The following is a 20692-nucleotide window of genomic DNA, read 5'->3' on the forward strand; positions in this document are numbered from 1 at the left end:
CGGAGAGGTCACACCTGTTCCCATGCCGAACACAGCAGTTAAGCTCTCCAGCGCCGATGGTAGTCGGGTTTATCCCCGTGAGAGTAGGACGCCGCTAGGCAATCGAAAAACCCGGAAGTTTCCCAAAGCTTTCGGGTTTTTTGGTTGTCTAGGAAATTATAAAATTTTCTTTTTGTGGATAACTTTACGTGGTGGGCTCCATCCAGCTCCAGCGCCTACCCCCTCGAGGTCTTAAGTCAACCCTCTCTGTGACAAGGAACGTCACGCCGAGGCTTGTCTTAAGCTTGTCGGGGGTGAGCAAGGCGCTTGCGCTTTTGTTCTTTCTTTTTTAAAAAACAGGTATAGAGTGCTATACTGTTCATACTTATATATAATCAGCATATATGCAAGGTTGGAGGTGAGGGTGATGGAAGCTATCCCTTTTTTAGATGACGACTTTAATACTTATTTATTACGACTGCTTATCGCTCTTCTTTTATCAGGCTTGATAGGCTTTGAACGTGAATTAAAAAACCATTCTGCGGGTTTTCGAACCCATATACTAGTCGGGGTCGGAGCTTGTCTGATGATGCTTTTATCGTTGTATGGATTCGAAACATTTATGGAGTCATCAAATAATATCAGATTTGATCCGGCAAGGATCCCTTCATATGTAATCAGCGGGATTGGTTTCCTGGGAGCAGGCACGATTATTGTCAATGGTATGACTATCAAAGGGCTGACCACTGCTGCATCGATCTGGACGGTGGCAGCAATCGGTTTGGTGATCGGTGCCGGGATGTATGACGCTGCTATTCTAACTACTATTTTAGTACTGTTAAGCCTGGTAGTCTTGAATCAAATTGAAGAAAAAGTAATGGCAGGAAGAGGAAGGAATTTTGTTCGTTTGTTAGTAGAAAAAGAAGTCAACATGGGAGAAGTGGTGGAGACTTTTGATCAATTCGGTCTAAATGTAAAAAGATTATCGATTGAAAATGAACGAACAGGAGAACGGACGCTTTTTATTGAAATAGAGAGAGGACAAAAGTTTGACCAAACGGTTTTATTTGATTGTCTTTCTAAAATTGAACATGTCAAATTGGTATACGAACGAAAAGCATGAAACCACACCTAAGCTGTACTGCATCTATGTAGTACGGCTTTTTTCTACATAATCTCTTATAAATCATGGTTTTAAAAACATGCAAATTAGGGGAACATGAATGGTATGAAAAAATTATAAACTTTTTAGTTGCATCCAGAAAAAATTTAAGTATAATAAAATTAAAGTCAAAGATAGTCAAAGTCAAAAGAGGAGGGGGGAAGATGCGGAATATATCCGACATCATTGAAGCTTATTTAAAACAAATACTCGATTCTAACCGTCAAGATGCAATCGAAATAAAGCGAAGCGAAATAGCAGAGCGATTTCAATGTGTTCCCTCTCAAATTAATTATGTGATTAAGACCAGGTTCACTGTGGAAAAAGGCTATATAGTAGAAAGTAAACGGGGTGGCGGAGGTTATATCCGCATTATACGTGTCAAACACCAGGATGATACGAAACTATTAGATGAAATCTTAGAAAACATCCGGGATAAAGTGACACAGACAGCCGCCATTGATATTATTGAAAGACTATTAGAAGAAGAAATCATTACAGAGCGGGAAGCCAAATTGATGGTTAGTGTAATGACCCGCCAAGTACTGACCTTTCAATTACCATTACGAGATGAAGTTAGAGCAAGGATTTTAACAGCAATGTTAACGACCCTTAGATATAAGATGTCATAAGGAGAAAGGGGAGAAGTTGAGATGGAGTGCCAAGAATGTCATCAACGTCCGGCAACTGTGCATTTGACCAAGGTTATCAATGGGGACAAAACAGAAATTCATGTGTGTGAACAATGTGCCAAAGAAAAAGGTTACGGAGAAACTTCCTTTTCATTGAATGACTTGCTATCTGGCTTATTCAACTTTGATCATGCCACCTCGATTAGCAGCGGCACAGCACCAACTTCCACGCAGCCTGCTAAGCAGGTGCAATGCCCTAAATGTGGTCTTACGTATCAGGAATTTGCCAGAATTGGTAAATTCGGATGCGCAGAATGTTACAAGACGTTTGATGAGAAGCTCAATCCGATTTTTCGACGCGTGCATAGCGGGAATACCCAGCATAATGGGAAAATTCCAAAACGTGCAGGCGACAACCTTCACCTTAGAAAAGAAATAGAACAGAAAAAACATGAGTTACATCAATTGATTGATAGAGAAGAATTTGAAGAAGCAGCTAAAGTACGCGATCAAATTCGAAAGCTGGAGAAACAGCTGGATGATGAGCAAGGAGGAGATGTCTGATGTCTCTTCAGAATTTCATGAATGAAGCGATTAGTCCATGGATGAAAGAGGAAGGGCCTGACAGCGATATTGTGCTCAGCAGCCGTATTCGGCTGGCCAGGAACTTCGCGCAGGTAACTTTTCCTATCATTGCAAAAGAAGAAGAGCTCAAACCGATTCTTGATTTTTTTAATCAAGAATATGCTCATCAGTCATTTAAAGACTATAGAAATCTGGAATTAGTAGAAATGAGCAGGCTGAAATCGATAGAAAAAAGAGTGCTGGTTGAAAAGCATTTGATCAGCCCTCATCTTGCTGAACATTCAGATCATTCGGCCGCATTGATTTCTGAGAATGAGCAAATATCGGTTATGATCAATGAAGAGGATCACCTTCGTATCCAGTTATATTATCCTGGCTTTCAGTTAGAAAAGGCTTTACAACGTGCCTCGGAGCTGGATGATTGGCTGGAGGAGAAGATAAATTATGCCTTTGATGAAAAGCGAGGGTATTTAACAGCTTGTCCGACAAACGTCGGTACAGGGATGCGGGCTTCTGTCATGATGCATTTGCCGGCCCTTGCCATGACGCAGCAAGTGAACCGGATGATTCCAGCTATCAACCAGTTAGGGCTGGTAGTAAGGGGGATCTATGGAGAAGGAAGCGAAGCGTTAGGCAATATCTTTCAAATCTCCAACCAGATCACGCTTGGAAAGTCAGAAGAAGATATTGTAGAAGATTTGCAAAGCGTGGTCAGGCAGCTGGTTGACCAGGAAAGGAAAGCGCGTGAAACACTGATGCAGCGTTCCGGCATCCAATTAGAAGATCGGGTGTTCCGTTCTTACGGAGTGCTGAAAAATAGTCGGATCATCGAGTCTAAAGAAGCTGCCAAATGTTTATCGGATGTTCGACTGGGAATTGATTTAGGATTTATTAAAAATGTATCACAAAATATTTTGAACGAGCTGATGATTTTGACGCAGCCAGGATTTTTACAACAATACGCTCAGGAAACATTGACACCAGATCAGCGGGATGTAAGAAGAGCCTCGCTGATACGTGAGCGGCTACAATTAGAAAAAAAGTAACACTACTTTAAGGAGGTTATGTCCATGATGTTTGGGCGATTTACAGAAAGAGCACAAAAAGTGTTGGCACTGGCACAAGAAGAGGCAGTACGACTAGGGCATAATAATATTGGAACAGAGCATATTCTGCTTGGTTTAGTACGGGAAGGTGAAGGAATTGCAGCTAAAGCCCTCACCGCTTTAGGCCTGGAAGCGGAAAAGATCCAGGGAGAAGTGGAGCAGCTGATTGGAAGAGGAGAGAAAGTTTCTCAAACCATTCATTATACACCGCGAGCTAAAAAAGTGATTGAACTATCCATGGATGAAGCTCGAAAGCTTGGCCATTCTTACGTAGGCACAGAACACATCCTGCTAGGCTTGATCCGTGAAGGTGAGGGAGTCGCAGCACGTGTGTTGAACAACTTAGGAGTGAGCCTGAACAAAGCTCGTCAGCAAGTTTTACAGCTCTTGGGGAATAACGAATCATCAAACGGTCAGAATCGTCGTGGAGGTTCCAGCCAGGCAGCCAATGCCAACACCCCGACGTTAGATTCCCTGGCACGTGATCTGACTGCAATTGCCAAGGAAGGAAATATTGATCCGGTCATTGGCCGTGGTAAAGAGATCGAGCGGGTTATTCAAGTACTCAGTCGACGCACCAAAAATAACCCTGTTTTGATTGGTGAGCCTGGTGTAGGTAAAACGGCTATCGCAGAAGGTCTGGCACAGCAGATCATTAGTAATGAAGTGCCAGAAATTCTTCGGGATAAACGTGTTATGACCCTTGATATGGGTACGGTCGTCGCGGGGACGAAATACCGGGGTGAATTTGAAGATCGTTTGAAAAAAGTAATGGAAGAAATCCGTCAGGCTAATAATATTATCTTATTCATCGATGAATTGCATACCCTGATTGGAGCGGGTGGTGCTGAAGGTGCGATTGATGCCTCAAATATCCTGAAGCCATCACTAGCCCGTGGTGAACTGCAATGTATCGGTGCTACTACAATCGATGAATACCGTAAATATATAGAGAAGGATGCAGCGCTAGAACGCCGTTTCCAGCCGATCCAAGTCGATGAGCCGACAACAGATGAATCGGTTCAAATATTACAAGGACTGCGTGATCGTTACGAAGCTCACCACCGTGTAACCATTACGGACGAAGCGATTGAATCTGCAGTAAAACTATCTGACCGTTATATTACGGACCGGTTCCTGCCGGATAAAGCAATTGACTTGATTGATGAAGCAGCATCCAAAGTCCGCCTGCAGTCTTATACTGCTCCGCCAAACTTGAAAGAATTGGAACAGAAGCTGGAGGAAGTACGCAAGGAAAAAGATGCTGCTGTACAAGGCCAGGAATTCGAAAAAGCAGCTTCTCTACGCGATAGTGAACAACGTCTTCGTGATGAGCTGGAGCAGACTAAAAATGAGTGGAAGGAAAAGCAAGGGCAGGAAAGCTCCGAAGTATCTACCGAAGATATCGCAGCAGTCGTTTCTACATGGACGGGAGTCCCGGTATCTAAACTTGCTAAAGATGAAAGCGAACGTCTGCTGAATATGGAGGACACCCTTCATAAGCGTGTCATTGGCCAGGATGAAGCGGTCAAGTCCATTTCTAAAGCGATTCGTCGTGCTCGTGCCGGACTTAAAGATCCAAAACGTCCGATTGGTTCCTTTATCTTCTTAGGACCGACTGGTGTAGGTAAGACAGAGCTTGCCCGCGCGCTTGCTGAAACGATGTTTGGTGATGAGGATGCCATGATTCGCATCGATATGTCCGAATATATGGAAAAACACAGCACTTCTCGTCTGGTAGGTTCACCTCCAGGATATGTCGGCCACGAAGAAGGCGGTCAGCTTACTGAGAAAGTCCGTCGTAAGCCATATTCCGTTGTCCTGCTGGATGAGATTGAAAAAGCTCACCCGGAAGTATTCAACATCTTGCTACAGGTGCTGGAGGATGGACGGTTGACTGATTCAAAGGGGCGCGTCGTCGACTTTCGTAATACCGTTCTGATCATGACATCCAACGTAGGGGCTCAAGAATTGAAACGGAATAAATTCGTAGGTTTCAGCCTGGGTGATGACAATCAGGATCATTCCGATATGAGGTCAAAAGTATTGGGTGAATTGAAAAAAGCATTCCGTCCAGAGTTCCTGAACCGGATTGATGAAACAATCGTATTCCATTCTCTAGAAAGAAAACACATGACAGACATTGTCACGCTTATGGCTGAGGAACTGCGTAAGCGCCTGAAAGAACAGGAGATCGACTTCACCTTATCTCAGAAAGCCATTGAAAAAATCGCAAGCGAAGGTTTCGATCCAGAGTATGGGGCAAGACCGTTGCGTCGCTCTATCCAGAAAAACGTAGAGGATCTGCTTTCTGAAGAGCTCTTGAAAGAGAACATTGAAAAAGGGCAGAAAGTAGATATTGATATCAATGACCAACAGGAATTTGTTGTTTACGCCAAATAATGGAATATTAGAAATCGGAAGGTTTTTGCCTTCCGATTTTTTTCTGTTTTCGCTATGCTTTCAGTAGGGAGTCTTTCTGGTTTCCAAGTTTTAATATAGGAGAAAAATAAATAAATTTTGCAACTTTTTCATTACTCTTTTCGTATATAAAATTAACAGAAGTAAGGGGAGATCAGCTTGGCAAAAAAGAAAAGTAAATTTGTTTGCCAGGAATGCGGCTATGAATCGGCAAAGTGGATGGGCAAATGCCCGGCCTGCCATCAATGGAATACATTAGTAGAGGAAGTGATTTCTAAGGACCCTGCCCGCCATGTTTTCCAGGCAGACAGCAGTACTTCTAAGAAGCCCGAGAAAATAACTGCAATTCAGTCGGGAAAGGAGCCGCGTATAACGACGAAAATGCCGGAGCTTAATCGGGTACTCGGCGGAGGGATTGTGCCGGGTTCTTTGGTTTTAATCGGGGGGGATCCGGGAATTGGTAAGTCAACTTTGTTATTGCAAGTATCTTCACAGCTGGCAGACAAAGGGATGCCGGTTTTATATATATCCGGAGAGGAATCAGCCAGACAGACAAAATTACGGGCTGAGCGGCTATCGATAAACTCGGAGGAACTTTATGTCCTTCCGGAGACCAACTTAGCGGAAGTAGTCAACCAGATTGAATCCATTGACCCGAAATTTGTGGTCATCGACTCGATTCAGACCATTTACCGGGAAGAAGTGACCTCCGCGCCTGGCAGTGTTTCGCAAGTACGGGAATGTACGAGTGAACTGATGCGTGTCGCGAAAAGTAAAGGGATCCCGATTTTCATTGTCGGGCATGTGACCAAAGAAGGCTCAATTGCAGGTCCTCGGCTGTTGGAACACATGGTAGACGCCGTCTTGTATTTTGAAGGGGAACAACATCATACTTTCCGCATTCTGCGAGGGGTAAAGAACCGTTTTGGCAGCACCAATGAGATGGGGATTTTTGAAATGAAAGAAAAGGGACTGGAAGAAGTGGATAACCCTTCTGAAATCTTTTTAGAAGAACGTTCCCAGGGAGCAGCTGGCTCTACGATCGTAGCCTCCATGGAAGGGACACGCCCGGTACTGGTGGAGATCCAGGCGCTCATATCTCCCACTACATTCGGAAACCCTAGACGCATGGCAACCGGACTGGACCACAACCGTGTGCCATTATTAATGGCCGTACTGGAAAAACGTGTCGGTCTTCTTTTGCAGAATCAGGATGCTTATTTGAAAGTGGCCGGTGGAGTAAAATTGGACGAACCGGCTATCGATCTGGCTGTTGCCATCAGCATTGCTTCAAGTTTCAGGAACCAGGCATCCAAGGCAGATGATGTTGTGGTAGGAGAAGTAGGACTGACTGGTGAAATAAGACGTGTTGCCCGGATAGAACAACGTGTCCAGGAAGCAGCCAAGCTGGGTTTTAAGCGAGTCATCATCCCGCAGAAGAACCTTGACGGCTGGACACCCCCTGACAATATTAAGGTGGTCGGAGTCAATACAGTACAGGAAGCATTAAGCATAACGTTAGGAGAGAGATAAATGGAATGGCATGAAATGAAAGAGTCCGTCATCGGCGATATTTTACAATTTGTCGCTCCTGGGACTCCAGTCCGTGAAGGCATCGACAACGTGCTGCGTGCTAAAACCGGCGGACTGATTGTGGTAGGGTATGATGAAAAGATGCATCATATCGTAGATGGAGGCTTTCATATCCAGTCTGTTTTCACCCCTGCCCATTTGTATGAATTAGCCAAAATGGACGGAGCTATCATTTTAGATGATCAAGGTGAATATATTTTATACTCTAACGCCCAACTCATCCCGGATTCGACTATCACGTCGACAGAGACCGGGATGCGCCACCGGACGGCAGAGCGTGTAGCTAAACAAACCGGGCATTTAGTAATTGCCATTTCTCAGCGGCGGAATGTTATCACCCTTTATAAGGGAAGTCTCCGCTATTCGCTGAAAGATATTGGAGTCATTTTGACGAAAGCGAATCAGGCGATCCAAACGCTGGAAAAGTATAAAAAGGTGTTGGATCAAGGGATTACGAACCTTGGAGCGCTAGAATTTGAAGAAATGGTCACCTTTTCAGAAGTGATCCAGGTGATCCACAGGATTGAAATGGTCCTTCGCATCAAAACGGAAATTTTGAATTACGCAAACGAACTCGGCACCGAAGGCAGGCTGGTCCAAATGCAGTTGACCGAGCTGGTGTCGAATATTGAAGAAGAAGCTACCCTTCTACTGAAAGACTACAGTAAGAACGCTGACTATGAACCTTCTTACTTGTTGAAGAAGATGCAGGAAGCTACCGATTCTGAATTGATGTCTGGGGAGAAGGTTCTTAAATTACTTGGTTATTCCCCTAACCAAAAAATGCAGGATTCTATTGAACCGAGAGGGTATCGCATCCTGAGAAAAATTCCACGCCTTCCGCCTTTGATTATCGAACATCTGATTAAACGTTTTGGTACCCTTAATCATATTGTGATGGCTTCTTCGAAAGAGCTGGTTAAAGTCGATGGTATTGGCGATGTACGTGCAAATAAAATCAGAGATGGGCTGGATAGGGTCCAGGAACAGTTATTTGTAGATAGGCATATTTAAAAATTGACAACTTTATTTCAATATGGTAAAATTTTATGTTAAAAAATTGACTATATTTGTAAATTGTGCTACCTTAGAAAATATATAACTTACTGCTTTTATGGTTATAGCAACGCTATTTTGGTCATACTGTTGGCTAGGAGGTGAACATAGTGCTTAAAAGAATTGTGCAATTATTTATAATTATTGCGGGTGCTACATTAGGGTATTTGTATATTCCTGATTTGATGAAGCTTTTCACTGACCAGGGGTGGTTACAATCTTCTTATGTCGGCGCTATTTTGGGAGCACTTATCTTATTTTTATTAACATTTTGGCTGGTCGATTCGATTGTAAATTTACTGAGGTGGTTTGAGGATACGCTTGTAAAAGCCCCGTTAGCTGATTTACTGCTAGGAAGCTTCGGTCTGATTATCGGACTAGTGATTGCATTCTTAATTAATATGATCATCCAGGATATTCAGATTCAAGTCGTCAGCCAGGTTGTCCCTATTTTTCTGACCTTTTTCTTAGGATATTTCGGATTCCAGGTGGGTTTTAAACGTAAAGATGAAATATTAGCGTTATTTGGTAATAGTACGAAAAAAGATAAAAAACAACCGGAAGAAGAAAATACTGCTCAGGATACAGCAGAACTTCCTAAGCCGAAGATTTTGGATACGAGTGTCATCATCGATGGCCGGATAGCCGACATCTGTCAGACTAATTTTCTTGAGGGGACCATTGTAATACCGCAATTTGTGCTGGAAGAACTGCAGCATATTGCCGATTCCTCTGATGGGTTAAAGCGTAATCGCGGTCGACGCGGGCTGGATATACTGAATAGACTTCAGAAAGATCTTCCGGTCAACGTGGAAATCTATGAGGGGGATTTTGAAGAGATCCAGGAAGTGGACAGTAAATTGGTCAAGCTCGCTAAAGTAATGGATGGTGTAGTGGTCACGAATGATTTCAATTTGAATAAAGTTTGTGAGTTTCAGAATGTAGCTGTACTGAATATCAATGATCTTGCTAATGCTGTCAAGCCGGTTGTGCTGCCGGGTGAAGAAATGAAAATCCAGGTGATAAAAGATGGTAAAGAGCAGAACCAGGGGGTTGCCTACCTGGATGATGGTACCATGATTGTTGTGGAAGAAGGCAAGAATTACATTGGTGAAACCATCGATGTCATTGTCACGAGTGTGTTGCAGACATCCGCCGGCCGGATGATTTTCGCTAAACCGAAACCACTTGAAAAAGCCTTATAAAAAGGGTATAAACAAATAAGGAAAAGCAAAAGTGATAACAGATGATGTTATCGCTTTTGTTGTTTACAAACGGTTAGGATGGATGCATGATGATTGATTATACAGCAATAGTGCTCGCAGCTGGTCAGGGAAAGCGAATGAAAGCGGGGAAAAACAAACAGTTTCTGCTGCTTGATGATAAACCTTTAATTATACATACCTTATCCGTTTTTGAGAAAGACGAGTGGTGTCGGGAGATTGTGTTAGTTATTAATGAAAGAGAGAAAGAGAGTATGCAGTCTCTGCTTGATGCTCACTCCTTTAAAACGGTTATCCGGTTGACGGCTGGAGGGAAAGAGCGTCAGGATAGTGTGTATCAAGGGTTGAAGTCGGTCTCCAATAAAACGATTCCAGTGTTCATTCATGATGGAGCAAGGCCGTTTGTGGAACAGTCCCACTTGCATGAGTTGGCAAAAGAAACGATGGAACATGAGGCGGCATTGCTGGCAGTACCGGTTACAGATACAATCAAACAGCGGCATGGAAATAAGCTGACGACCCTGGACCGGACGACCTTATGGGCGGCCCAGACGCCACAAAGCTTTTCCTATCCATTGATTTTAGAAGCACATGAACAGGCGGAACAAGCCGGATATACGGGGACTGATGATGCTTCGCTTGTGGAACGGATGGGAAGAGATGTCAAGGTTGTACAAGGAAGCTATGATAATATGAAATTAACAACTCCAGAGGATAAGGCGAAAGCACTATCGCACCTTTCCCATAAAAACAACAAGGCGGGAGATGAAGGCATGTTTCGGATAGGACAAGGGTTTGATGTACATCAGCTTGCCGAAGGGAGGAAGTGCATCATCGGCGGTGTGGAGATCCCTTATGAAAAAGGATTGCTCGGCCACTCCGATGCAGATGTATTGCTTCATACAGTGGCAGATGCTTGTTTAGGCGCAATTGGGGAAGGAGATATTGGCAAACACTTCCCAGATACAGATGAAGCATATAAGGACGCAGATTCTTCCAAACTGCTCGAAGATGTCTGGCAGCTGGTTCAGGAAAAAGGGTACAGCCTGGGTAACCTGGATTGTACAGTGATTGCGCAAGCACCGAAAATGGCGCCTTATATTGAGGAAATTCGGAAAAATATTGCTGCGTTATTACAAGCGGATATTAGCCGGGTCAATGTCAAAGCGACAACCACGGAAAAGTTAGGTTTTCCTGGAAGAGGCGAAGGAATTGCCTCACAAGCTGTTGTCCTTTTGCAGAATGATAACTAAAAGACGGAAAAAATGATAAAATAGGACAAAGTGAAGAACGTCCTTCCATGGAGCGGAAACTAGAAAGGGGTAAACATACTATGAACAACGAAGTGAGGGTGCGCTATGCACCAAGTCCAACGGGCCACCTGCATATCGGGAATGCCCGCACGGCTTTATTCAATTATTTATATGCGCGTCATTTAAATGGAAAATTCATCATTCGGGTGGAAGATACCGATGAAAAGCGAAACGTCGAAGGTGGCGAGAAAAGCCAGCTGGATTACTTGAAATGGCTTGGCATCGAGTGGGATGAAGGTGCGGATATCGGAGGAGAGTACGGACCTTACCGCCAAATGGAGCGGCTTGATATTTACCAAAAGTATGTGGACGACTTATTAGAACGTGACTTGGCTTACAAGTGCTATATGACTGCAGAAGAGCTGGAACAGGAACGGGAAGAACAGCGGGCGAAGGGGCAAGTACCTAAGTATTCTGGTGCTCATGCCAACTTGACGCAGGAACAATGCGAGCAATTCGAAGCGGAAGGCCGTGAGCCGAGTATCCGATTGCGTGTACCGAAAGACCACACTTATACGTTCAATGATATTGTCCGTGGGGACATCAGTTTTGATTCCAGTGACTTTGGTGATTGGGTAATCGTAAAGAAGAACGGTACCCCGACATACAATTTCGCCGTTGCCATTGATGACCATCTGATGGGTATATCCCATGTATTACGAGGAGAAGAACATATCTCCAATACACCGAAGCAAATGATGGTATATGAGGCATTCGGATGGGAATCGCCTAAATTTGGCCACATGACATTGATTTTAAATGAAAACCGTAAAAAGCTGAGTAAGCGTGATGAACACATCCTGCAGTTCATCGAGCAATACAAAAACCTTGGTTACTTGCCGGAAGCTTTGTTCAACTTCATTACACTGCTCGGCTGGTCCCCGGTAGGTGAAGAAGAAATCTTTACTAAAGGTCAATTTATCGAGATGTTCGATCCTGACCGTCTGTCCACTTCACCAGCTGTATTCGACCCGGCTAAACTGAAATGGATGAACAACCAGTACATCAAGGCGGCTGATTTCGACCAAGTGGTCGATTTAACGTTGCCGCATTTAATCCAAGCTGGACGTCTTCCTGAAGATTTGGACGGGGAAGAACGAAAATGGGCACTTGAATTAATCAGCCTTTATCATGAACAATTAAGCTATGGTTCTGAAATTGTGGAATTGACAGAGTTATTCTTCAAACAGGAAATCGAGTATGACAGTGAGGCAATGGAAGTATTGGAAGGAGAGCAGGTTCCTGAAGTATTAAGCACCTTCAAGCAGAAGCTTGCCGAACTGGAAGAAGTGACACCGCAGAATATTAAAGCTCAAATCAAAGCGGTCCAGAAAGAAACGGGGCATAAAGGGAAGAAGCTGTTTATGCCGATCCGTGTAGCTACCACCGGTCAGACACATGGTCCCGAACTTCCTGATGCTATTCATCTGCTAGGTATCGATACGGTGACTGTCCGTTTGAATGATGTGCTGAATAAACTGGAAGCCTAAATAATTCACAAAGGGTCATGATTGTAATATAGTAATAATACATTTAAGAAACGTATCATTAGGAACGTCGATGAGGAAAAGTAGAAAGCATCCCCCTTACACAGAGAGAACCACCCTGGCTGAAAGTGGTTTTAAGGCCTGCTTTTGAATTGCCCCTCTGAGTCTTGCGTCGAACGAAGTAGGCGGAAGCGGGTTCTCCCGTTATAGAGAATTGAGTTGGAGAAAGGTACTTTCTCAAACAGAGTGGAACCGCGCGTGGAGCGTCTCTGTGCTGATCAGCAGCATAGAGGCGCTTTTTTATTTTTTAAGAAAGTTTTAGATTTACGAATGCTTTCGTCATAAGCCAAAGGCGATAAGTAGGTTTTCTAATATATTTAAGGAGGTCAAGTATGGGGCTATTCAAAATGTTCAAGGAAGATGTAGATGTCGTGTTTGACCAGGATCCGGCAGCTCGCACGTATTTTGAAGTTATTCTTACCTATTCCGGGCTGCATGCCATATGGGCGCACAGGGTGGCCCATGCTTGTTATAAACGGAAGTTTTTCTTTATCGCCCGTGTGATCTCACAAATCAGCCGCTTTTTCACAGGTATTGAGATTCATCCCGGTGCCACAATCGGACGTCGTTTTTTTATCGACCATGGTATGGGCGTGGTAATTGGGGAAACCTGTGAAATAGGAGATAATGTGACTATTTTCCAAGGAGTCACGCTAGGGGGCACAGGGAAGGAAAAAGGAAAAAGACACCCGACTTTGCTGGATAACTCCCTTGTCGCTACAGGGGCGAAAGTGCTTGGTTCGATAACCATCGGGGAAAATTCCAAAGTGGGAGCAGGGTCTGTGGTATTGAAAGATGTTCCTGATAATTCTACCGTAGTAGGGATTCCGGGAAGGGTAGTCATCCAGGACGGGAAGAAATTAAGGAAGAAGGACCTGGATCACCACAAGCTTCCTGATCCGGTTTATGATCGATTGAAAACGATGGAAGAAGAAATCATGCGGTTGAGACAACAGATTGACGATAGCGAAGGAGCGATTTACGATGGCCATAAAAATTTATAACACGCTTAAACGGACGAAAGAGGTATTCACACCTCTCGAAGAAGGTAAAGTGAAAATGTATGTATGCGGACCGACCGTATATAACTATATCCATATCGGAAATGCCCGTCCGGCTATCGTATTTGATACTGTTCGCCGGTATTTCGAATATAAGGGTTATAACGTCGATTATGTACTCAACTTTACAGATGTTGATGACAAGCTGATTAAAGCAGCTAATGAAATGGGGGAAGAAGTGCCCACGATTGCCGACAGGTTCATAGGCGCCTACAAAGAAGACGTCAAAGCACTTGGTGTAAAGGAAGCTGCCCATCATCCCCGTGTTACCGAAAATATGCCTGAAATCATTGAATTCATCAAGGGTTTGATTGAGAAAGGGCATGCCTACGAATCCGACGGAGATGTTTATTTTAAGACACGGTCTTTTGATGAGTACGGCAAACTGTCCCATCAGTCCATTGATGAACTTCGCACTGGGGCACGGATTCAAGTTGGTGAGAAGAAGGAAGATCCGCTTGACTTTACTTTATGGAAGCAGGCGAAACCGGGAGAGATTTCCTGGGAGAGCCCATGGGGCAAAGGGCGCCCGGGCTGGCATATCGAATGCTCGACAATGGCCAAAAAGTATTTAGGTGAAACCATCGATATTCATGCGGGAGGACAGGATTTAACATTCCCGCACCATGAAAATGAGATTGCCCAATCGGAAGCACATAACTGCCAGACGTTCGCAAATTATTGGATGCACAATGGTTATATCAATGTGGAAAATGAAAAAATGTCCAAGTCGCTTGGCAACTTTGTCCTTGCCCATGACTTAATCCAAAAGCATGATCCAAATATCATCCGCTTCTTTATGCTAAGTGTCCATTATCGTCACCCAATCAACTTCAGTGATGCACTTCTGGAAGGGGCGAAAAACAGCTTTGACCGTATCCGCAATGCCTATGAAAATCTTCAGCATCGTAAACAAGCGAGCATGGATCAAGACGGCCAGAAGGAGTGGCTGGAAAAAGTGGCACAGCATAAACAGCAGTTTGAAGAAGAGATGGACGATGATTTTAATACCGCCAATGCGATATCGGTATTATTTGATTTGACGAAAGATGCCAACCTGTATCTTCAATCCCCGCAAACTTCTACAAAAGTGATTGAAGCGTTCGAGGAAGCTCTGGTTTCGCTTACGGGAATTCTCGGAGTAGAATTGAAGCAGGAAGAGCTGATTGATGAAGAAATTGAAGCCTTAATCCAAAAACGGATTGAAGCAAGAAAGAACAGGAACTTTGAACTTGCCGACCAAATCCGTGATGATTTGAAAGCAAGGGATATCATTTTAGAAGATACACCACAAGGGACACGCTGGAAGCGGGGATGAACCATGGAGAAGATGGAAGTGAAACAAATGAAGAGCCTGGCCCTTGCTTATATGGGTGATGCTGTATATGAGATGCATGTGCGGCATCACTTATTAAACCAAGGTGCTGTAATGCCGAATCAACTGCACCGTTCTGCGGTCCGCTTTGTTGCAGCTACCTCCCAGGCGGCTGTCGTACAAGCCTGGATAGCCGATGACTTTTTGACTGAGGAAGAGCAAGGGGTCGTAAGAAGGGGAAGGAACGCTAAGTCTGGTTCCATTCCAAAAAATACCGATGTGCAAACGTATCGTTACAGTACAGGATTTGAAGCACTGCTTGGGTACCATTATCTCTCAGGGTCTTTGGGTCGTCTCGAGGAACTTGTAACAGACGCTATCCGACAAGTAGAAGAGAAAGGAGTTGATAGGAATGAGTGAAGAATGGATCATCGGGAAAAATCCTGTATTTGAAGCGTTGAAGTCAGGTCGTACCATCAACAAAGTATTTGTTTCTGATCAGTTGCAGCATCAGGCATTTCAGAAGATCCAAAACCTGGCGAAAGAAAATGGGGCGCTGGTTCAAAAGGTGCCTAGGAAAAAAATCGATCAACTGGTCGACGGTAACCACCAAGGGGTAGCGGCATCGGTCGCTGCCTATGATTACAGTTCGTTAGATGACTTATTCGCAAAAGCAGAGACCTTGGGTGAGGCTCCTTTTTTCATCATGCTGGATGAAATCTCAGATCCCCATAATCTTGGTTCTGTTCTGCGAACAGCAGACGCGGTCGGGGCTCATGGAGTAATTATTCCTAAGCGTCGTTCAGTCGGGTTGACTGCTACAGTAGCCAAAACATCAGCCGGTGCCATTGAATATATGCCGGTCGCCCGGGTGACGAACCTCTCTCGTACGATAGATGAATTGAAGGAGCGGCATGTGTGGGTGGCAGGAACCGACGCGGAAGGTACAGAAGATTATCGCCAATTGGATGGTGAGATGCCAATTGCCCTGGTGATCGGGAGTGAAGGGAAGGGAATCAGCCGGATTATCAAGGAAAAATGTGATTGGACAATCTCACTTCCGATGAAGGGTAAGGTAACATCTTTAAATGCTTCCGTCGCTGCGTCCCTCTTAATGTATGAAGTCTATCGTAAACGAAATCCAATAGGACAATAACGATGATTGTACTATTAGTAGATGGTTATAACATGATCGGCGCCTGGCCTGAGTTGAAGATTTTAAAAGATAAAGACCTCAGCCAGGCGCGTGACCTGTTGATCGACATGATGGCTGAGTATCAGTCGTATACCGGTGACCGTGTCATCATCGTGTTTGATGCTTATCATGTGAGGGGACTGGCAAACAAAGAAAAAAACCATCGCGTGGAAGTAATATTCACCAGGGAAAATGAAACAGCGGATGAGCGGATTGAGAAATTAGCGGGAGAGTTGAATGATGTACGGACCCAGGTGTATGTAGCTACCTCGGATTACGCGGAGCAGCGGACAATCTTTGGGCAAGGTGCTTTTCGAAAGTCTGCGAGGGAGCTGTACATCGAAGTGAAAAATATTGAAAGAACCATCGAGAAGGATGTAGAAGCTCATAAACAACTAAAATATCAGCCTAAAATACCGATAAAAAAAGAGGTGCTGGACGTTTTTGAGAAATGGCGCCGGGGTGATAAATGAGCCAAGAGCCTTGTTGACGTTTTGGAAGGGCTTACTGTATAATATTTCTATATTCAGGGCACTATGGGTCGGGGGGAATCCTGAGTGAGCATCGTTCAAAAAGAAGTGGACATCAATGATTACGAAAAGCTGGAAGATGAAGAAATCATCGAACGGATTAATGAGGGTCATAGCCAGGCGCTCGATTATCTGATCAATAAGTACAAAAATTTTGTCCGTGCCAAAGCCCGGACGTATTTTCTGATTGGTGCAGATCGTGAGGATATTGTGCAGGAGGGTATGATCGGTCTTTATAAAGCCATTCGGGACTATAAAGAAGATAAGCTCTCATCCTTTAAAGCCTTCGCTGAATTATGTGTCACCCGCCAGATTATTACCGCCATCAAAACCGCCACTCGTCAAAAACATATTCCGCTTAATTCTTATGTATCCTTGGACAAGCCGATTTATGATGAAGAATCCGACCGTACCCTGCTGGACGTGATAGCTGGATCAAAAGCCATTGATCCGCAAGAATTAATTGTTAATAAAGAAAAATTCGACGACATGGAAGATAAAATTTCAGAATTATTAAGCGACTTGGAGCGAAAAGTACTCACTCTCTACCTGGATGGAAGATCCTATCAGGAAATTTCTGCTGAGTTGGACAGGCATGTAAAGTCGATTGATAATGCCTTGCAGCGAGTGAAGCGGAAACTGGAAAAATACCTGGAAGTAGCTGAAATCATATTATAATCCTGCATTGACATGCCTTGACATGCGTGCTACATTTATGAGAGTGAAAATTCCTCTTATTTGAGGGGTGTATGATGAGGAAAAAAGTAGTCTTAGCCTGTACTGTTTGTATGAATAGAAATTACAGTTCTTATAAAAACCCGTCGAACCAAGCGGAACGGCTTGAGGTTCGTAAATTTTGTAAAAAATGCGGCAAACACACATTGCATCGAGAAACAAAATAGAGAAAGAAGCCGACAGGCGCAAGGTTGGGGGAGGTTTAGCATGTTTAAGTTCTTGAAGAACGTGTCTCGTGAAATGCAGAAGGTCAGCTGGCCTAAAGGTCAGGAACTTGTGCGCTACACGATAACTGTTTTAACTACAGTGGCATTTGTTTCTGTGTTCTTCGCAGTCATCGATTTAGGCATTTCTTGGGGTCTTGAATTATTCTTCCCTGAATAATGCTGTCGGATTTATGCTATAATGGTGAATAAGATTGACGTTTAAAAACCCGTTCCGCGGGTTTTTTCAATGCTCAAATTTTGAAAGATAAGGGAGGGAAGGGCAAGGAGCTTGTCCTGTATACATGGAAAAAAGATGGTATGTGGTTCACACCTATTCCGGTTACGAAAATAAAGTAAAAACGAATTTAGAAAAGCGTGTCGAGTCGATGGGAATGGAAGATAAAATCTTCCGTGTACTAGTGCCCGAAGACGAAGAAACAGAAATAAAAAATGGGAAACGGAAAGTAGCGAAGAAAAAAGTATTCCCTGGATATGTACTGGCTGAAATGGTGATGACCGATGATTCCTGGTATGTTGTCCGCAACACACCTGGTGTGACCGGGTTTGTCGGATCGACAGGCTCCGGTTCAAAGCCGACCCCTCTCCTGCCTGAAGAAGTAGAGACGGTGCTTAAGCGTATGGGAATGAAAGAGCCGGTCACCGACATCGATTTTGAATTGAAAGAAAGTGTCTCAGTGACCGATGGTCCTTTCGCCAATTTCACGGGTACAATCGAACATATCGACCTGGATAAACAAAAGGTGAAAGTCCACGTAAATATGTTCGGGAGAGAGACTCCGGTAGAACTGGACTTCTCTCAAATTGAAAAATTATAACTCTCCTCTTGCAAACAGGTCATAAAGATGCTAAAATTTTTATGTTCTTTATGTGCCTCGGACAAAGAGGAAGTCAACATATTGTAATCTGAGTGGGAGGGCATCGCCCCATTACCACATCACGGACTTAAGGAGGTGTGTCTCGTGGCTAAAAAAGTAATCAAAGTAGTAAAGCTTCAAATCCCTGCAGGTAAAGCTAACCCAGCACCGCCAGTAGGACCAGCGCTAGGTCAAGCGGGTATCAACATCATGGGTTTCTGTAAGGAGTTCAACGCTCGCACACAAGAACAAGCGGGAATGATCATTCCAGTTGAAATCACGGTATTTGAAGACCGTTCATTTACATTTATTACGAAGACTCCGCCAGCTGCAGTGCTTCTTAAAAAAGCAGCCGGTATTGATACTGCATCAGGCGAACCGAACCGTAACAAGGTTGCAACGCTTAAGCGTGACCAGGTAAAAGAGATTGCGGAAACAAAAATGCCTGACTTGAATGCTGCTGACGTTGAAGCTGCTATGCGTATGGTTGAAGGTACTGCGCGTAGTATGGGTATCGTTATCGAAGACTAATCCCACAGCGTCGCTCTTATTGGAGTTAAAGGTTGCGAGAATGGAGGTTGCTTTCATTCCGCAACCTTTATTCGTGGGAGGTATAACCGTTAAAACCACAACGAGGAGGAAATAATAATGGCTAAACAAAGCAAAAGGTATCAAGAAGCTCAAAAGCTTGTTGATCGTGAAAAAGCATATGAAGTAAAAGAAGCAGTCGAATTAGTGAAAGAAACTGCTAAAGCTAAGTTTGATGAGACAGTAGAAGCTGCTTTCCGTTTGGGCGTAGACCCTAAGAAAGCTGACCAGCAAATCCGTGGGGCAATGGTTTTGCCGCATGGTACAGGTAAAACACAACGTGTTCTTGTATTCGCTAAAGGTGAGAAAGCGAAAGAAGCAGAAGCTGCTGGCGCTGACTACGTAGGCGACCAGGACATGATCAACAAAATCAACCAAGGCTGGTTCGAATTTGACGTAGTTGTAGCTACTCCGGACATGATGGCTGAAGTAGGTAAGCTGGGTCGTGTGCTTGGACCTAAAGGTCTAATGCCTAACCCTAAGACTGGCACTGTCACTTTCGAAGTGGAAAAAGCTGTCCAGGAAATCAAAGCTGGTAAAGTGGAGTACCGTGTAGACAAGTCTGCTAACATCCACGTGCCAATCGGTAAGGTTTCTTTCGATACAGATAAGCTGGTTGAAAACTTTGAAGCCATCACAGAAACTCTTGTAAAAGCAAAGCCACAGGCTGCTAAAGGAACTTACATGAAGAATTCCGCTATTGCTTCTACAATGGGTCCTGGAATTAAAGTAGATATCTCCAGCTATATCCGTAAATAATTCGCTGTTGACTTTTAATTGCATTAAGCATATAATGAATGATGTTGTTTAAATAAATACGTTATACCGTAGACAGCAGGTGCGTTTTCGCGCTTAATTTCCTGCCGAGGTGTGTGAATAAACGAAACGGTTGCCCGTTTATAATCGTTTCTCACCATAAAGCCTCCATGTCTACATGGGGGCTTTTTTCATCTTGAACACTTGCCGTTTGAAAATGAAACAGGCACCTGACGGTATGATGAAAAGTCAATAGGAGGTGGAATGATGAGCAAAATTATCGAGCACAAAAAACAGATTGTATCTGAAATTGCAGACAAGCTTCGCAACAGTAAGTCTACTATCCTTGTAGATTACCGCGGACTTGATGTTGCTGAAGTGACTGAGCTTCGTAAACAGTTGCGTGAAGCCGGCGTTGATTTCAAAGTGTATAAAAACACAATGACTCGCCGTGCGACAGAAGAAGCTGAGCTTACTGAGCTTAACGAGACCTTGGTTGGTCCGACTGCGATTGCTTTCAGTGATGAAGATGTCGTAGCACCTGCCAAAATCCTTAACAACTTCGCTAAGGATCATGATGCCCTTGAAATCAAAGGAGGCGTCATCGAAGGCAATGTAGCCAGCCTTGAACAAATCAAGGAACTTGCAGATCTTCCAAACTACGAAGGTCTTGTATCTATGCTACTCAGCGTGCTTCAAGCACCTGTCCGCAACTTCGCTTACGTTACAAAAGCAGTTGCAGAGCAAAAAGAAGAACAAGGCGCGTAATAGCGTTTTATGCTTACGGTTAAATTATAAAACTAACATTTTTTAA

Annotated in this window: 23 protein-coding genes, 1 rRNA gene and 2 other annotated features; of the genes, 23 read left to right on the plus strand and 1 reads right to left on the minus strand. The window is 44.0% G+C overall.

Translation table 11 applies throughout. The features are described 5' to 3' along the window. From rrf to rplA, 22 genes are all read left to right on the plus strand, one after another. Nucleotides 1-100, plus strand: a 5S ribosomal RNA gene (rrf, locus tag FHS45_RS18980); the annotation flags it as partial. Nucleotides 101-406: 306 nt separating this feature from the next. Next, nucleotides 407-1102 carry an MgtC/SapB family protein gene (locus tag FHS45_RS18985; RefSeq protein WP_062438186.1) on the plus strand — a complete coding sequence of 232 codons (696 nt, stop codon included), beginning with the start codon at nucleotides 407-409 and terminating at the stop codon, nucleotides 1100-1102. A gap of 203 nt (nucleotides 1103-1305) precedes the next feature. Next, the gene (locus FHS45_RS18990) at nucleotides 1306-1773 is read left to right on the plus strand and encodes a CtsR family transcriptional regulator (RefSeq protein ID WP_062438189.1); all 468 of its coding nucleotides are present in this window, start codon (nucleotides 1306-1308) and stop codon (nucleotides 1771-1773) included. 21 nt (nucleotides 1774-1794) lie between these two features. Beyond that, complete coding sequence (gene mcsA, locus FHS45_RS18995) at nucleotides 1795-2337, plus strand: protein-arginine kinase activator protein McsA (protein ID WP_062438193.1); 543 nt, start codon at nucleotides 1795-1797, stop codon at nucleotides 2335-2337. Further along, nucleotides 2337-3404: a protein-arginine kinase McsB gene (gene mcsB, locus FHS45_RS19000; protein WP_062438196.1), complete on the plus strand. Its 1068-nt coding sequence runs from the start codon at nucleotides 2337-2339 to the stop codon at nucleotides 3402-3404. The genes mcsA and mcsB overlap by 1 nt, the downstream gene beginning before the upstream one ends. A gap of 24 nt (nucleotides 3405-3428) precedes the next feature. Further along, nucleotides 3429-5867: an ATP-dependent protease ATP-binding subunit ClpC gene (clpC, locus tag FHS45_RS19005; protein ID WP_062438199.1), complete on the plus strand. Its 2439-nt coding sequence runs from the start codon at nucleotides 3429-3431 to the stop codon at nucleotides 5865-5867. A 177-nt stretch (nucleotides 5868-6044) separates the two neighbouring features. Further along, nucleotides 6045-7418, plus strand: a complete 1374-nt coding sequence (gene radA, locus FHS45_RS19010; protein ID WP_062438202.1) for a DNA repair protein RadA — start codon at nucleotides 6045-6047, stop codon at nucleotides 7416-7418. Then, a complete protein-coding gene (gene disA, locus FHS45_RS19015) occupies nucleotides 7419-8492 on the plus strand; it encodes a DNA integrity scanning diadenylate cyclase DisA (RefSeq protein WP_062438204.1) in 1074 nt (357 codons plus the stop codon). A 152-nt stretch (nucleotides 8493-8644) separates the two neighbouring features. Continuing rightward, the gene (locus tag FHS45_RS19020) at nucleotides 8645-9739 is read left to right on the plus strand and encodes a PIN/TRAM domain-containing protein (protein WP_062438207.1); all 1095 of its coding nucleotides are present in this window, start codon (nucleotides 8645-8647) and stop codon (nucleotides 9737-9739) included. A gap of 89 nt (nucleotides 9740-9828) precedes the next feature. Then, entirely contained in the window at nucleotides 9829-11010 is a 1182-nt protein-coding gene (locus FHS45_RS19025) for a bifunctional 2-C-methyl-D-erythritol 4-phosphate cytidylyltransferase/2-C-methyl-D-erythritol 2,4-cyclodiphosphate synthase (RefSeq protein ID WP_062438210.1), read from the plus strand. A gap of 80 nt (nucleotides 11011-11090) precedes the next feature. After that, nucleotides 11091-12560 (plus strand): glutamate--tRNA ligase, encoded by a 1470-nt coding sequence (gltX, locus tag FHS45_RS19030; RefSeq protein WP_062438214.1) that lies wholly within the window; start codon nucleotides 11091-11093, stop codon nucleotides 12558-12560. A gap of 58 nt (nucleotides 12561-12618) precedes the next feature. Then, nucleotides 12619-12831 (plus strand) — a binding site (T-box leader). A 118-nt stretch (nucleotides 12832-12949) separates the two neighbouring features. Then, nucleotides 12950-13621 carry a serine O-acetyltransferase gene (cysE, locus tag FHS45_RS19035; RefSeq protein WP_062438217.1) on the plus strand — a complete coding sequence of 224 codons (672 nt, stop codon included), beginning with the start codon at nucleotides 12950-12952 and terminating at the stop codon, nucleotides 13619-13621. Further along, entirely contained in the window at nucleotides 13602-14996 is a 1395-nt protein-coding gene (cysS, locus tag FHS45_RS19040) for a cysteine--tRNA ligase (protein ID WP_062438221.1), read from the plus strand. The genes cysE and cysS overlap by 20 nt, the downstream gene beginning before the upstream one ends. A gap of 3 nt (nucleotides 14997-14999) precedes the next feature. After that, nucleotides 15000-15413: a Mini-ribonuclease 3 gene (locus FHS45_RS19045; RefSeq protein ID WP_062438224.1), complete on the plus strand. Its 414-nt coding sequence runs from the start codon at nucleotides 15000-15002 to the stop codon at nucleotides 15411-15413. Then, nucleotides 15406-16149, plus strand: coding sequence for a 23S rRNA (guanosine(2251)-2'-O)-methyltransferase RlmB (gene rlmB / locus FHS45_RS19050; protein WP_062438227.1), 744 nt, complete (start codon nucleotides 15406-15408; stop codon nucleotides 16147-16149). Before FHS45_RS19045 ends, rlmB begins: the two co-directional genes overlap by 8 nt. Before the next feature lie 2 nt (nucleotides 16150-16151). Next, nucleotides 16152-16661 (plus strand): NYN domain-containing protein, encoded by a 510-nt coding sequence (locus FHS45_RS19055; protein ID WP_062438229.1) that lies wholly within the window; start codon nucleotides 16152-16154, stop codon nucleotides 16659-16661. An 84-nt stretch (nucleotides 16662-16745) separates the two neighbouring features. Beyond that, nucleotides 16746-17396: an RNA polymerase sporulation sigma factor SigH gene (gene sigH / locus FHS45_RS19060; RefSeq protein ID WP_062438232.1), complete on the plus strand. Its 651-nt coding sequence runs from the start codon at nucleotides 16746-16748 to the stop codon at nucleotides 17394-17396. A 74-nt stretch (nucleotides 17397-17470) separates the two neighbouring features. Further along, complete coding sequence (gene rpmG, locus FHS45_RS19065) at nucleotides 17471-17620, plus strand: 50S ribosomal protein L33 (RefSeq protein WP_082411861.1); 150 nt, start codon at nucleotides 17471-17473, stop codon at nucleotides 17618-17620. 40 nt (nucleotides 17621-17660) lie between these two features. After that, entirely contained in the window at nucleotides 17661-17837 is a 177-nt protein-coding gene (gene secE / locus FHS45_RS19070; protein WP_062438234.1) for a preprotein translocase subunit SecE, read from the plus strand. A gap of 124 nt (nucleotides 17838-17961) precedes the next feature. Then, the gene (gene nusG / locus FHS45_RS19075; protein ID WP_062438238.1) at nucleotides 17962-18495 is read left to right on the plus strand and encodes a transcription termination/antitermination protein NusG; all 534 of its coding nucleotides are present in this window, start codon (nucleotides 17962-17964) and stop codon (nucleotides 18493-18495) included. 144 nt (nucleotides 18496-18639) lie between these two features. Further along, entirely contained in the window at nucleotides 18640-19065 is a 426-nt protein-coding gene (gene rplK / locus FHS45_RS19080; RefSeq protein ID WP_062438240.1) for a 50S ribosomal protein L11, read from the plus strand. A gap of 117 nt (nucleotides 19066-19182) precedes the next feature. Then, nucleotides 19183-19881: a 50S ribosomal protein L1 gene (gene rplA / locus FHS45_RS19085; RefSeq protein ID WP_062438243.1), complete on the plus strand. Its 699-nt coding sequence runs from the start codon at nucleotides 19183-19185 to the stop codon at nucleotides 19879-19881. Between the two features lie 23 nt (nucleotides 19882-19904). Here the strand turns inward: rplA and FHS45_RS20400 are convergent, their stop codons facing one another. Continuing rightward, nucleotides 19905-20036: a hypothetical protein gene (locus FHS45_RS20400; RefSeq protein ID WP_268233637.1), complete on the minus strand. Its 132-nt coding sequence runs from the start codon at nucleotides 20034-20036 to the stop codon at nucleotides 19905-19907. Beyond that, nucleotides 19930-20079: a sequence feature (ribosomal protein L10 leader region), on the plus strand. It overlaps the preceding gene by 107 nt. Before the next feature lie 66 nt (nucleotides 20080-20145). On the opposite strand from FHS45_RS20400, the gene rplJ reads away from it, so the two are divergent. Next, complete coding sequence (rplJ, locus tag FHS45_RS19090) at nucleotides 20146-20646, plus strand: 50S ribosomal protein L10 (protein ID WP_062438246.1); 501 nt, start codon at nucleotides 20146-20148, stop codon at nucleotides 20644-20646. Nucleotides 20647-20692 lie beyond the last annotated feature (46 nt).

The sequence above is a fragment of the Thalassobacillus devorans genome, from assembly GCF_011761345.1.
GTDB lineage: Bacteria > Bacillota > Bacilli > Bacillales > Halobacillaceae > Thalassobacillus > Thalassobacillus devorans.

Coding starts and splice junctions, on each gene's coding strand:
- disA (WP_062438204.1), top strand. CDS start 7,419: ATGGAATGGCATGAAATGAAAGAGTCCGTCATCGGCGATATTTTACAA.
- clpC (WP_062438199.1), top strand. CDS start 3,429: ATGATGTTTGGGCGATTTACAGAAAGAGCACAAAAAGTGTTGGCACTG.
- rlmB (WP_062438227.1), top strand. CDS start 15,406: ATGAGTGAAGAATGGATCATCGGGAAAAATCCTGTATTTGAAGCGTTG.
- FHS45_RS19055 (WP_062438229.1), top strand. CDS start 16,152: ATGATTGTACTATTAGTAGATGGTTATAACATGATCGGCGCCTGGCCT.
- mcsB (WP_062438196.1), top strand. CDS start 2,337: ATGTCTCTTCAGAATTTCATGAATGAAGCGATTAGTCCATGGATGAAA.
- mcsA (WP_062438193.1), top strand. CDS start 1,795: ATGGAGTGCCAAGAATGTCATCAACGTCCGGCAACTGTGCATTTGACC.
- FHS45_RS19045 (WP_062438224.1), top strand. CDS start 15,000: ATGGAGAAGATGGAAGTGAAACAAATGAAGAGCCTGGCCCTTGCTTAT.
- rplJ (WP_062438246.1), top strand. CDS start 20,146: ATGAGCAAAATTATCGAGCACAAAAAACAGATTGTATCTGAAATTGCA.
- gltX (WP_062438214.1), top strand. CDS start 11,091: ATGAACAACGAAGTGAGGGTGCGCTATGCACCAAGTCCAACGGGCCAC.
- cysE (WP_062438217.1), top strand. CDS start 12,950: ATGGGGCTATTCAAAATGTTCAAGGAAGATGTAGATGTCGTGTTTGAC.
- rplA (WP_062438243.1), top strand. CDS start 19,183: ATGGCTAAACAAAGCAAAAGGTATCAAGAAGCTCAAAAGCTTGTTGAT.
- FHS45_RS19025 (WP_062438210.1), top strand. CDS start 9,829: ATGATTGATTATACAGCAATAGTGCTCGCAGCTGGTCAGGGAAAGCGA.
- FHS45_RS18985 (WP_062438186.1), top strand. CDS start 407: ATGGAAGCTATCCCTTTTTTAGATGACGACTTTAATACTTATTTATTA.
- cysS (WP_062438221.1), top strand. CDS start 13,602: ATGGCCATAAAAATTTATAACACGCTTAAACGGACGAAAGAGGTATTC.
- secE (WP_062438234.1), top strand. CDS start 17,661: ATGTTTAAGTTCTTGAAGAACGTGTCTCGTGAAATGCAGAAGGTCAGC.
- FHS45_RS18990 (WP_062438189.1), top strand. CDS start 1,306: ATGCGGAATATATCCGACATCATTGAAGCTTATTTAAAACAAATACTC.
- rpmG (WP_082411861.1), top strand. CDS start 17,471: ATGAGGAAAAAAGTAGTCTTAGCCTGTACTGTTTGTATGAATAGAAAT.
- nusG (WP_062438238.1), top strand. CDS start 17,962: ATGGAAAAAAGATGGTATGTGGTTCACACCTATTCCGGTTACGAAAAT.